This window comes from Sulfurimonas sp. (assembly GCF_026988655.1).
Lineage (GTDB): Bacteria > Campylobacterota > Campylobacteria > Campylobacterales > Sulfurimonadaceae > Sulfurimonas.
Genome location: NZ_JALSKT010000062.1, coordinates 1 through 10,879 on the forward strand (window position 1 = coordinate 1; position 10,879 = coordinate 10,879).

17 protein-coding genes are annotated in these 10,879 nt (G+C 34.9%); 14 read left to right on the top strand and 3 right to left on the bottom strand.

The annotated features are described in order from the left end of the window. Positions 1-90: 90 nt before the first annotated feature. Together MV052_RS06645 and MV052_RS06650 are read right to left on the bottom strand one after the other, a co-directional pair. On the bottom strand, positions 91-423 hold the full coding sequence (locus MV052_RS06645) for a type II toxin-antitoxin system PemK/MazF family toxin (RefSeq protein ID WP_297442211.1): 333 nt from the start codon (positions 421-423) through the stop codon (positions 91-93). Further along, the gene (locus MV052_RS06650) at positions 417-662 is read right to left on the bottom strand and encodes an AbrB/MazE/SpoVT family DNA-binding domain-containing protein (RefSeq protein ID WP_297442213.1); all 246 of its coding nucleotides are present in this window, start codon (positions 660-662) and stop codon (positions 417-419) included. Before MV052_RS06650 ends, MV052_RS06645 begins: the two co-directional genes overlap by 7 nt. A gap of 144 nt (positions 663-806) precedes the next feature. Between MV052_RS06650 and MV052_RS06655 the strand changes: the two genes are divergently transcribed. Genes MV052_RS06655 through dgt form a run of 7 tightly spaced genes read left to right on the top strand, consistent with a single transcriptional unit; the run spans position 807 to position 5,799 of the window. Beyond that, positions 807-1,532 (top strand): carbon-nitrogen hydrolase family protein, encoded by a 726-nt coding sequence (locus tag MV052_RS06655; RefSeq protein ID WP_297442215.1) that lies wholly within the window; start codon positions 807-809, stop codon positions 1,530-1,532. A 1-nt stretch (position 1,533) separates the two neighbouring features. After that, complete coding sequence (locus MV052_RS06660) at positions 1,534-2,172, top strand: protein-L-isoaspartate(D-aspartate) O-methyltransferase (protein ID WP_297442217.1); 639 nt, start codon at positions 1,534-1,536, stop codon at positions 2,170-2,172. A 54-nt stretch (positions 2,173-2,226) separates the two neighbouring features. Continuing rightward, complete coding sequence (locus tag MV052_RS06665; RefSeq protein WP_297442219.1) at positions 2,227-3,060, top strand: FAD-dependent thymidylate synthase; 834 nt, start codon at positions 2,227-2,229, stop codon at positions 3,058-3,060. A gap of 8 nt (positions 3,061-3,068) precedes the next feature. Then, positions 3,069-3,299 (top strand): hypothetical protein, encoded by a 231-nt coding sequence (locus MV052_RS06670; protein WP_297442221.1) that lies wholly within the window; start codon positions 3,069-3,071, stop codon positions 3,297-3,299. Continuing rightward, on the top strand, positions 3,289-4,143 hold the full coding sequence (gene argB, locus MV052_RS06675; RefSeq protein WP_297442223.1) for an acetylglutamate kinase: 855 nt from the start codon (positions 3,289-3,291) through the stop codon (positions 4,141-4,143). Before MV052_RS06670 ends, argB begins: the two co-directional genes overlap by 11 nt. A 52-nt stretch (positions 4,144-4,195) precedes the next feature. Next, complete coding sequence (locus MV052_RS06680; protein WP_297442225.1) at positions 4,196-4,726, top strand: alkylphosphonate utilization protein; 531 nt, start codon at positions 4,196-4,198, stop codon at positions 4,724-4,726. A 5-nt stretch (positions 4,727-4,731) separates the two neighbouring features. Continuing rightward, on the top strand, positions 4,732-5,799 hold the full coding sequence (gene dgt, locus MV052_RS06685) for a dGTP triphosphohydrolase (RefSeq protein ID WP_297442227.1): 1,068 nt from the start codon (positions 4,732-4,734) through the stop codon (positions 5,797-5,799). Positions 5,800-5,897: 98 nt separating this feature from the next. Here the strand turns inward: dgt and rpsU are convergent, their stop codons facing one another. Continuing rightward, complete coding sequence (rpsU, locus tag MV052_RS06690; RefSeq protein ID WP_013325822.1) at positions 5,898-6,110, bottom strand: 30S ribosomal protein S21; 213 nt, start codon at positions 6,108-6,110, stop codon at positions 5,898-5,900. A 220-nt stretch (positions 6,111-6,330) separates the two neighbouring features. Between rpsU and MV052_RS06695 the strand changes: the two genes are divergently transcribed. The 7 genes from MV052_RS06695 (at position 6,331) to MV052_RS06725 (ending at position 10,790) form a co-directional block, all read left to right on the top strand. Then, entirely contained in the window at positions 6,331-6,801 is a 471-nt protein-coding gene (locus MV052_RS06695; protein ID WP_297442229.1) for a hypothetical protein, read from the top strand. A gap of 5 nt (positions 6,802-6,806) precedes the next feature. Next, complete coding sequence (locus MV052_RS06700) at positions 6,807-7,637, top strand: DUF3187 domain-containing protein (RefSeq protein WP_297442231.1); 831 nt, start codon at positions 6,807-6,809, stop codon at positions 7,635-7,637. 97 nt (positions 7,638-7,734) lie between these two features. Then, on the top strand, positions 7,735-8,112 hold the full coding sequence (locus MV052_RS06705) for a hypothetical protein (protein WP_297442233.1): 378 nt from the start codon (positions 7,735-7,737) through the stop codon (positions 8,110-8,112). Between the two features lie 18 nt (positions 8,113-8,130). Beyond that, complete coding sequence (locus MV052_RS06710; protein WP_297442235.1) at positions 8,131-8,958, top strand: DUF3187 family protein; 828 nt, start codon at positions 8,131-8,133, stop codon at positions 8,956-8,958. A gap of 9 nt (positions 8,959-8,967) precedes the next feature. Continuing rightward, positions 8,968-9,609, top strand: coding sequence for a response regulator transcription factor (locus tag MV052_RS06715; RefSeq protein WP_297442237.1), 642 nt, complete (start codon positions 8,968-8,970; stop codon positions 9,607-9,609). Further along, positions 9,596-10,648, top strand: a complete 1,053-nt coding sequence (locus MV052_RS06720) for a HAMP domain-containing sensor histidine kinase (protein ID WP_297442239.1) — start codon at positions 9,596-9,598, stop codon at positions 10,646-10,648. Before MV052_RS06715 ends, MV052_RS06720 begins: the two co-directional genes overlap by 14 nt. A gap of 1 nt (position 10,649) precedes the next feature. Next, positions 10,650-10,790, top strand: coding sequence for a hypothetical protein (locus MV052_RS06725; protein WP_297442241.1), 141 nt, complete (start codon positions 10,650-10,652; stop codon positions 10,788-10,790). The last annotated feature ends 89 nt before the right edge of the window (positions 10,791-10,879 follow it).

Here is a 10,879-nt window from a genome sequence, read left to right on the forward strand (position 1 = left end):
GAGTATAGCACATCCGAGTGAGAAAGGGGGCTATAACAAAACGTTAAGAAGTGTGTAAACTTTATAAAGTATAGTACATCGGAATTCATTCTATTGTATGATGCTATCAATTATTCCTAAAATTTGATTTATTGTTGTTTGGTTTGCTTTTTCTATAAATTTTATGTTTCTTGAATTATAATCAATTGACTTCATCTGTTCAGTCATAATATAACCTGTAATGTTTTCACTGTCGACTTTGATATGAAATGGAAAATCTCTTTTTGTGTTTGTAATTGGACAAGCAAAAGCTAATCCTAAATGTTGGTTAAAGATTTTATTGCTAATGATTATTGCTGGTCTTCTCCCCTTTTGTTCATGTCCGCTTTGTGGGTCAAAGCTTAATGCTACGATGTCTCCTTGCTCAGGGATATATTTTACCACTCTTCTTTTCCTGCTTGATTATCAAATTCTTCATAAGCTTTATATTCTTTTGGTATTTTACTGACTAAACTATTGATATCATATTTTTCTCTTGATGGCTTTACTGGTTCGAGTATGATTTTTTGATTTTCAATAAGAATGTTCATTTTATCACCAACAGACAAGTGCAACTTCTTCATAATGTCTTTTGGAAATCGTAAACCTTGAGAATTACCCCAACTTGAAATTGTAGCTGTCATGAACTATCCTTTAATAATGTATATCCTAAGTATATCTTTTATTTGATTAGCTGTCAATGTGTTATATTTGATAGTGAATTCAGAATGATATGCTAAAATACACAAAAAGCTATCAGCGGTGCTAGTGAAGTTGGATACATATCTTTGAAAAAACATACCCTCTGCTCACTCCTTTTTGAGACGACTTCTGATTATCAAGCAAATCTTCAAACATTACTGCGTTTAGTAAACGCAGCTGATGAGAACTCTATCATTGTTGCACCTGAAGTTTGTTTGACGGGCTTTGATTATGATAACTTTGAGGCTGTTACTGCGTTTGGCGATGTGGCCGGTGAGGCTCTTAAAAAAGTATCTTCTCAAAAGACTATTATCTTGACGATTATTGAAAAAAGAGATGACTGCGTTTACAACTTTGCAAAAGTTTTTCATAATGGTGAGATGGTTTACGAGAGAGCCAAAGCAAGGCTTTTTAAGTTTGGTGGGGAAGATAAGTATTTTGTTGAGGGTAGTGATGAAGATGTTCGTATCATTGAAGTTGATGGTATGAAGATAGCATTACTTATCTGTTTTGAGCTGCGTTTTAAAGAGTTATGGCAAAAAATAGAAGGTGCAGACATCATAGCAGTTCCCTCATGGTGGGGAGTTTTAAGAACAGAACACTTTAAAACACTGACGAAGGCACTCGCCATTATAAACCAGTGTTATGTTATAGCAAGTGATAGTGCAAATGAAGAGTGCACAGGTTTGAGTGCGGTTATAACACCACAAGGTGAAGCGTATTATAATGGGAATAAGCCTTGCTTAGAACTTAAATATAATAAAAAAGACATAGCTTTAATGCGAAGATATATGGATGTAGGGATAAAATAGATTGGATAGAATAACAGCAACAAAAACAGCACGGATGGCAGATGAGATACAAAAGCAGTTTCTTCTCTCTCCAGAGATAAAAAAAGCGATAGCTAACACTAACAGAGAAGCATTTGTTCCTGCAGGTTTTAGACACAATGCTTATAAACTTGATGCACTGCCTATTGGTGGGGCACAGTATATTAGCTCCCCTCTTACTGTTGCGAAGATGACAGAGTACCTTTTTCCTCGTGGAGCTGATAGAGTTCTTGAGATAGGTTGCGGGAGTGGGTATCAAGCTGCAGTTCTTTCTCATCTTTTTCGTGGGGTTTTTACTATTGAGCGAATTGAGCCACTTATCTTAGAAGCTAAAAAAAGATTTCGGGATTTGGGTATTCATAATGTTCACACAAGAACAGATGATGGACAAAATGGCTGGATAAAGTATGCGCCATATGATAGGATACTTTTCTCAGCTACGGCAAAAGAGATTCCTGCTAAGCTTTTTGATCAGTTAGCTGATGGCGGTATTTTGGTTGCACCCATTGAGAAAGGTAACAAGCAAGTCATCACCCGTTTTATGAAAAATGGGTCTCACATTGAAGAAGAAGAGCTTGAAGATTGCGATTTTGTGCCAATTTTGGATGGTGTACAAAAGTAGTTAGCTGTAAGCTTTTTTAGTGTAAAATATCCCTAATTTAAACGAGGGTGTGTTATGGAAGAGATGTACGGCATAAAATATTTTAGACCAGAAGTGGTACTTCTTCAAGATACGGGTATCGGCGTAGCAGAAACTGCCGCACGAACCTGCTATGATAGTTTCTCAAACAGTGAAAATGATGTTGTTAAAGAGATAGAAAACAAGCTTCCAAACGCAGCAATGTGTGAAACACTCAACGAGATAGAAGAATCAAACTTACTTGATGACTTGGCATGGACTTACTTTCACCATTCAATTTTAGAACATGCAAATCTCAGTTTTTTGATCCGTGGAACAAGTCGTGGTGTTTTACAAGAGCATGCCCGCCATCGTATTCAAGCTATCAGCGTGAGAAGTACTCGCTATACTATGAGTTCTATCATCAATGCCTTTGTTGCTTCAAAACATGGTGGAGATAAAAACTTTTTTATCCAAAAACTTCTCTCTTTTGATATGTTTGTCACAGCTGATGAAGCTTATAATGCTTTAGAGATTGCTGGAATGTATGACAAGCTTGATTATCAGTCTAAAATTGTAGAAGATTTTCATGCTATTGCTGTGGCAAAAAGTTCTTTGCCTTTTATAGAAGAGTTTTCTGGGAAACCTGAAGCACTTTATAATGCATTGCAAAATGGAAAGAAAAAACGTAATGTGGGAGATGCTTTTAAGCATATCATCACAGATAACGTAAAAGTTGATATGGTTGTGACATTCAATCTCAGAAGTTTAAAAAATTACTTTACTCTTCGTGATAGTGGGGCGGCATATTTTCAGATACGTTGGCTTGCACAAGAGATGATAAAAGTGACACCACAAAAATACCTTGACTTGATTGTTAAGAATAAATAGGATGTTTCATGTATAAAATTTTACTACTAAGTGCATTGTTGTTGAGTGGATGTGCAAATATAAAAGTGACAGGTGCCATGTGTGATAGAATTGAATCGCAACCGGGTATGATTATTCCTCAAGAGTGCCGCGCTTATGATGAAGCAAAAGCAGATAAAGCATTTAATAAAACTAAAAATGAAAAAATTCACTCCAATGAAGACATAATTAAATTTAGTAAGGATACAGATGATAACTAAAATCGAAACAGCACAGACGTTACTAGATGCACTGCCGTATATCAAACAGTATAGAAATGAGATCTTTGTTATAAAATACGGTGGTTCAGCACAAATAAACCCAGAGTTGAAAGATAAATTTGCTCAAGATATCATCTTACTTTACCTTATTGGAATTAAACCAATTGTTGTGCATGGTGGTGGTAAAAAAATCAATGAGATGCTAGATAAACTGCAAATTGAAAGTGAATTTGTAGATGGTATGCGTGTAACAAATGCGCAGGTAATGGAAGTTGTTGAGATGGTACTGAGTGGAAATATTAACAAAGAAATTACAACGCTTTTAAATATGCATGGTGGTAAAGCCATGGGAATGACGGGAAAAGATGCAAACTTTTTGACAGCTGAGCCAAAGGCAAATGGTAAGTATGGACTTGTGGGAGAAATTGTAAATATTGACTCTGAAGTTATTAAAAAACTTATAGAAGATAAGTTCATCCCTGTGATAGCTCCTATAGCTTCGGCAAATGAGATAAATCATCCTGGTTTTAACATCAATGCGGATTTAGCCGCAAGTAAAATTGCCGCTGCAGTGAACGCAAAAAAGATTATCTTTATGACAGATATCGTTGGTGTTTTAGATAAAGATAAAAATCTTTTAACAACACTTACAGAAGAAGAGATATATGCATTAAAAGCAGACGGAACAATACATGGTGGAATGATTCCAAAAGTAGATGCTTGTCTTGAAGCCATAGATGGTGGTGTTGAAAAAGCACATATAATTGATGGAAGGGTTGAGCATTCTATTCTTTTAGAAGTGTTAACCAGCGAAGGGATTGGAACGGTTATTAAAAAATATTAAATATTTATTTTTTATTGGCTACAATTCGATTATCAATTAAAAGGAAACAATTATGGCTAGAAGTGCAGTATGTGAATTATGTGGAAGTGACGAAGATGTAACGTTGATGACGGTGCCACAAGGTGAAGAGGGTGAAGAAGGTTCTATATATGTTTGCGCAAATTGTAAATCTCAGATAGAAAATGAAGAACTTGATGAGACTCATTTTAACTGTTTAAACGACTCTATGTGGAGTGAAGTACCAGCTGTAAAAGTTATGTCAGGACTTTTACTCAGTCAACTTGGTCGCCAAGATTTACTTGAAATGATGTACTTAGAAGAAGCAGAACAAGCTTGGTTTGATAAAGCGCAAAGTGCTGCAGCAAATAAAGTAGTCTTTCGTGATGCAAACGGTGTTGAGCTTCATGCAGGAGATAGCATCGTCATACTCAAAGACTTAGATGTAAAAGGTGCTGGGTTTACTGCTAAGCGCGGTACGACTGTAACGAGAATCTCTTTACCTAATGATATGGATGATCATGTTGAAGGTCGTGTAAACGGGACGAAAATTTATCTTAAAACAGAATTCATCAAAAAAGCCTAACTCTCTTGAAACCATACGAAAGATTTTACACGATAGATAAGGATTTTCGTAATCCTTATGCTCGTGATAGAGATAGAATCATCCATTCGGGTTCTTTTAGAAAACTTGAGTATAAAACACAAGTTTTTTTGAATCATGAGGGTGATTACTTTCGTACACGCCTCACACATTCCATAGAAGTATCTCAAATAGCACGCTCAATTACTTCCCAGCTTGAGTTAAATGAATCACTCTCAGAAGCCATTGCCCTAGCACATGATTTGGGTCATACTCCTTTTGGGCATGTTGGTGGCGATAGTTTGGATGAGTGTTTAAGGGCAGATGGCTTTAGCAATGGGTTTGAGCATAATTTTCAAAGTTTTAGAGTTGTCACAAAGCTTGAAAAACGATACAAAGGGTTTAATGGACTCAATCTTACTTTTGCAACATTAGAAGGAATTTTAAAACACTCATATCCTTATAAAAAGTCCTTTCTTCCAAAAGAGATAGATGAACAATTTGATCTCAATAAACATCCTACATACGAAGCGATGGTAGTTGACCGTGCTGATGAGATTGCTTACATGAGCCACGACATAGATGATGGTGTAAACTCAGGACTTATCACTTTTGAAGATTTAAAAGAGAGTGAACTCGCATGTGAGATACTTGAAAAAGTTGCAAGTGAAGGTGTAGGAGAAGAGAATGACGAAATGTTTCGTTATCGTTTTAGCTCAAACCTTATCAACCATCTTGTGTATTCCTTGCTTGATTATTCAAAAGAAAAAGTAGCAAATTGTGAAGAGATGCCTGTAGGTTTTGATAAAGAACTCGAAACAAAGATAAAAAAACTCAAAAAAATTCTTTTTGTAAAGATGTATCAGCATAAAAATATTGTAAGAAAAATGTATGCAGGGAAACAAGCCGTAAAAGGACTCTATACAGGTCTAATGGAAGAAGAGAAGATGTTACCACAATTTTATTACAAACAGCTCGATTTACGAAGTAAACATCGTGTTGTTGCAGATTATATTGCGAGTATGAGTGACAGATATGCACTCAATTTTTACAATGAAATGTACGGTAAGATTTAAATTCTAGAAATTTGTTGTGTAATGTCTTTGGTTGAATAGTTAAAAGTAAAGTTTGATAAAGTGTCTTGAAGATGAGTAAAAAGCCCGAAGGCTTAATACTACAGGCGTGATTCGTAACGTCTCATCATATAAAGACGTTTAAGCATTTTTTTACGAGAAGCAATTTTGAATTTCTTACGTTTTTCAGTCTCTGTTTCATGGAAACGACGAGCACGAGCTTCAGTAACTATTAAGTTACGGTCAACTTGTTTTTTGAAACGTCTGTAAGCTGCATCAAAGTTGTCATCTGAGCGTAGTACAATACCAGGCATATCACATCACCCACTTTCTGTTTAAATTTTAGAAGTGAAAGTATAACTAAATAATTCGATTATAGCAACTTCCAATTATTTTCTAAATCTCAAATCATTGATAAGTTCAACAATGAGATTGCGATATACTTTAATAGTGTAAGAAAAAAGGTTACAAAGAGCTAATACTCCACTAACACTTCTATGTAATAATACCACCATCAAAACAAAGGAGTTCCAAATGAAACTTACAACAATCTTATTAACAACAGCACTAATGGGTGCTTTTACTTTAACAATGGCAGAAGATACAACTACTACAAGTATTGATGCACAGATACAACAAATCAAAAATGCTTCTCCTGATGAGCGTGTAGAGCTTATGAATGAGTTTAAACAAAGAGTAATGACAATGAATCAAGAAGATCGTCAAGCAGCGATTAAAGAGATGCAAGCAAGCCAAGAGAAAGTACATACTCAAGGTCAAGAAGGTATGCAAGGAATGCAGGATGGTCAAAACAAAGCAAGCACACAAGTTCATGAAGGTATGCAAGCAGGTGAAGAAGCACATCAGGCGACAATGACACAGATGCAAACACGCCAAAATCAAGATATGGAACAATTCCAAAATATGAATCAACAACAAATTGGTAATCAAGTTGGACATATGATGGATCAAGGGCGTGGTAACTTAAATCACCAAATGAAATAAGAAAAATGAAATGTAGTTTATCTCTTATATTATTGGGTTTAGTCTCCACATCTCTTCTTGCAAGTGTAGATAGTGATATGGATGGTGTTGATGATACTATAGATCAATGCCCAAATACACCCTTTACGGATTTAGTTAATTCGGTGGGGTGTACAAAAAAGAGTCTGATTTCCAAGCATCATTTTGATGTTATAGTGGGAGCAAGCTATGCGGACACTAACTACATAACGCTTACTAAAACAAAAACGATAGCGAGTACTTTCGCAGTAGACTACTATTATAAAAATTTTTCTATTCAAGCGTCCACAGCTTACTATGCAGAACAATCAGAAACTACAAATACAACAACAAATGGCTTATATGATAGCTATATAGGTGCTTCGTATAAACTACATCCCGTAAAAAACCTCTCACTGCGTTTAGGAGCAGGGGCACTTTTGCCAACATACGAAACAAGCCTTAACAATAACAATACAGACTATACAGCTTTTACAAACGCAGCATACAACATAAATAAACTCAATCTTTTTGTAGCTTATTCTTATACTATGATTAATGATAGTGATGTTTCAGATGCAACTACAACAATTCAGTATCAAGATACGAATGCTTTAAATGTGGGAGTAGGCTATAGTTTTACTTCAAAATTTTATCTTAGCTCATCATATTATACAAGTACGAGTATTTATAAGGGTGTAAAAGATATCCAAACAGCATCTTTGTATAGTTTTTATCAAATTAACAAACACAGATCAGTTTCTTTGAGTTATGCTTATGGTTTAAGTGATACTGCAAGTGACAACTATGTTGCACTGCGTTTAGGGTTTTATTTTTAAATTATAAAATTTGTTTGCTAATATCATCTCCTTTTTATCAAGAAAGTGATATAATGCGAACAAATATTTTAGATAAAATTTATGAAGGAGATTAGTTGTGAATAAAAGTATATCGGTCTTGTTGTTTAGCGGTTTTATTACATTGGTTTCTGGAGTTGATTTTAGCATGGTTAGTGCGCAAGAACTACAAAAAATGTCTACAAAAGAACAGGTAGAGTATATTAACAATTTTAAAGAAGAGATAGCTTTGATGAACTTTGATGATAGGCGTAAAGCTTTAGACAAGATGCGTATCAAAATGAGACTACAAAAACTTCCAGGTCAATCAAAAGAGTATATTCAGCAAATGCAGTTAACTACAAGTGACGATATGAATAGAATGCAAGGAATGTTTCAACAAGAAGCATATAAAATTGTACAAACAACAGTAAATACAAGCAAAACGATTGGCGACGGATTGCCAATCCCTTTTTGATAAAGTATGATGGCAAAGATGAAAATATTTAAAAATTTTACTACGTTTATTCTAGTCTTTATCTCTAGCGCACTTTTTGCTTATACCGACAGTGATATGGATGGTGTTGATGATGCAATAGATAGATGTCCAAATACTCCACTAAGTGATTTAGTAAATATACACGGGTGTACGATTAGCAAACTTGAAGATGATTTTAACTTTGATATAGTCTATGGAGTTAACTATGCCGATTCGAGCGAACAGATTGCAAACACGCTTGATATTCCTGCTGCGAGTTTGCGTCTAGATTATTATTACAAAAACTTTTCTATTCAAGCATCGACTTCTTACTTTCTCGCCATAGATGCAGATAACAATACAACAACGGGTTTATATGATACTTACCTTACTGCAGCTTATCAGTTTAAGCCACATTCAGATATTTTACTCAATGTCGGCTTGGGAGTAGTCCTTCCAACATATGAGTCTGAAGCGATGAAAAATAAAACAGATTATAAAGCATACACAAGCGTGAGTTATATGAAAAGAGGTGGAAGCATTTTTGCAGGATACTCGTACACAATTACAAATGATGAGTTTGTAGCAACTAGTGACTTTAAGTATCAAAATACGGCTGCTTTTAATGTAGGTGCAGGGTATAATGTGACAACTAGACTCTATTTGAGTGCGGCATATAATAACACAGATAGTATCTATACCGGAGTACAAAACCTTGAAACAGCTTCTCTTTACGGATACTATAGTATTAATGAGAGAAGATTTTTTATCTTTAGTTATGCATATGGTTTAAGTAGTTCTGCTAATCCAAATGCTTTTACTGCCCTTATGGGTTACTACTTTTAAAGTCTGAGTATGAAAAAAAAGATCCTGCTCTTAGAAGATGAGTTTGAGCTTGCGGAGACTTTGCAGGAGCTTTTAGAAGAAAATGGCTATGCAGTAGATATGGTGCACAATGGCAATGATGCTATTGATGCTTCGTATGAGAATAGGTATGATTTATATATATTTGATATCAACGTCCCAGATATGAATGGACTTGAACTCCTTAAAAGCCTCCGAGATGCAGAGGATAAAACTCCTACAATTTTTATCAGTGCTTTAGTTGATTTGAACTCTATTGCCAAAGCTTTTGAAGTCGGTGCAGAGGATTATCTCAAAAAACCTTTTTTCCCACAAGAACTTCTTATCAGAGTGAATGCCAAATTTACACAACGCCAAGAACAAGTGATAGAATACAAAAATACAAAATATTTTCCCGATAAAAAAGAATTTTATCTTGATGAAAAAATAGTCTCTCTTGGGGATGTTCAACTTTGTCTTTGTGATGTCTTTATGCGAAATATTGGCAGTGTAGTAGATAAGTCAATCTTGATGGATTGTCTGCAACATCCTTCAGACACAGCACTGCGCGTAGCACTAAATAAGCTAAAATCTACAACAACACTCCCCATAAAAAATATCCGTGGGGTAGGATATACACTTGAAAAAAGTTGAATTAGAATCTCTCATTAAAAGCTTTTTTCTTTTTTTTCTTTCTCAAACACTTCTTGTTGGTGCGCTTTTTTTTGTTTATTATAATAAAGAGATACAAACACTTGATGAGTCTATCTTCTCAAAGATGCGGGTGTGTAGTTATTCGCTTCGTTGTAAAGAGTTTGATATTGGGTTTGTTCCTGCAAAAAAGTATGAACTTTACAAACTTTACAAAGATGACAAAGCACTAAGTGTCTACTTTCCCATTCCAAAATCAGAGAAAAATAATCTGAAGATATTTTTGCCAAAAGAAAAATACACAAAAGAGCTAAGAAAGCTCAAAAGTGATGTAAGATTGAAGTTTTTTGTTGTCCTTTTTATCATCTTTATTCTCTCAGCATTATTCTCTTTTTATGCACTTTACCCTTTGAGAAATGCACTGCGTTTGACAGAAGAGTTCATTAAAGATATTCTTCATGATTTTAACACACCGCTTGCCACACTGCGTTTGAATGTCGCTATGCTTAAAAGTGAACTCAAAGAAAACACTAAAATAAGAAGAATAGAAAATAGTGTACAAACGATACTCAACCTTCAAGCCAATCTTCGGGCATATCTAAGCTCACACCTTGCACAAAAAGAGGAGTATCTACTCAAAGATTTTTTAGCAGAGCGTGTTGCTCTTCTGGGTGCAAATTATCGGCATATTACATTTAACATTGATGTAGATGAAAAGGTTAAACTTTTTACAAACAAAGATAGCTTTACTCGTATCATAGACAATCTTTTATCAAACGCAGCAAAATATAACAAACAAAATGGCAGTGTTAGTCTCAAACTTGAAGGCACTCTTTTAAAGATAAAAGATACTGGAAAAGGCATCCAAAATCCTAAACGAGTCTTTGAGAGATTTTATAAAGAGCAAGAACGTGGCATCGGTATTGGTCTGCACATCGTACAAAAACTTTGCCAAGAGTTAGAGATTCTAATTTCACTAGAGAGCAAAGTGGGTGAGGGGAGTGTTTTTTCTTTGGATCTCTCAAAGATTATAAAGGTCTGAGATGCAAGTGCATAGGCTTGGACTTATTGAGTATGAAAAAGCTCGAAAAGTGATGCAAGAGATTCATTCACAAGCTTTACAAGATGGACAAAATCATCTTATCCGACTTAATGAAAAAATATGGGGTCTAAAAAGTGCTTGAAACTACGGTATAGTAATGGCTAAAAAGGTTTTATTTACAATGAGCTGTAAAAAAATGCAAAAATATGTCCAAGATGTCAAAATAATAAC

Coding starts and splice junctions, on each gene's coding strand:
- MV052_RS06710 (WP_297442235.1), top strand. CDS start 8,131: ATGAAAATATTTAAAAATTTTACTACGTTTATTCTAGTCTTTATCTCT.
- argB (WP_297442223.1), top strand. CDS start 3,289: ATGATAACTAAAATCGAAACAGCACAGACGTTACTAGATGCACTGCCG.
- MV052_RS06715 (WP_297442237.1), top strand. CDS start 8,968: ATGAAAAAAAAGATCCTGCTCTTAGAAGATGAGTTTGAGCTTGCGGAG.
- MV052_RS06695 (WP_297442229.1), top strand. CDS start 6,331: ATGAAACTTACAACAATCTTATTAACAACAGCACTAATGGGTGCTTTT.
- rpsU (WP_013325822.1), bottom strand. CDS start 6,110: ATGCCTGGTATTGTACTACGCTCAGATGACAACTTTGATGCAGCTTAC.
- MV052_RS06700 (WP_297442231.1), top strand. CDS start 6,807: ATGAAATGTAGTTTATCTCTTATATTATTGGGTTTAGTCTCCACATCT.
- MV052_RS06665 (WP_297442219.1), top strand. CDS start 2,227: ATGGAAGAGATGTACGGCATAAAATATTTTAGACCAGAAGTGGTACTT.
- MV052_RS06725 (WP_297442241.1), top strand. CDS start 10,650: ATGCAAGTGCATAGGCTTGGACTTATTGAGTATGAAAAAGCTCGAAAA.
- MV052_RS06680 (WP_297442225.1), top strand. CDS start 4,196: ATGGCTAGAAGTGCAGTATGTGAATTATGTGGAAGTGACGAAGATGTA.
- MV052_RS06670 (WP_297442221.1), top strand. CDS start 3,069: ATGTATAAAATTTTACTACTAAGTGCATTGTTGTTGAGTGGATGTGCA.
- MV052_RS06650 (WP_297442213.1), bottom strand. CDS start 662: ATGACAGCTACAATTTCAAGTTGGGGTAATTCTCAAGGTTTACGATTT.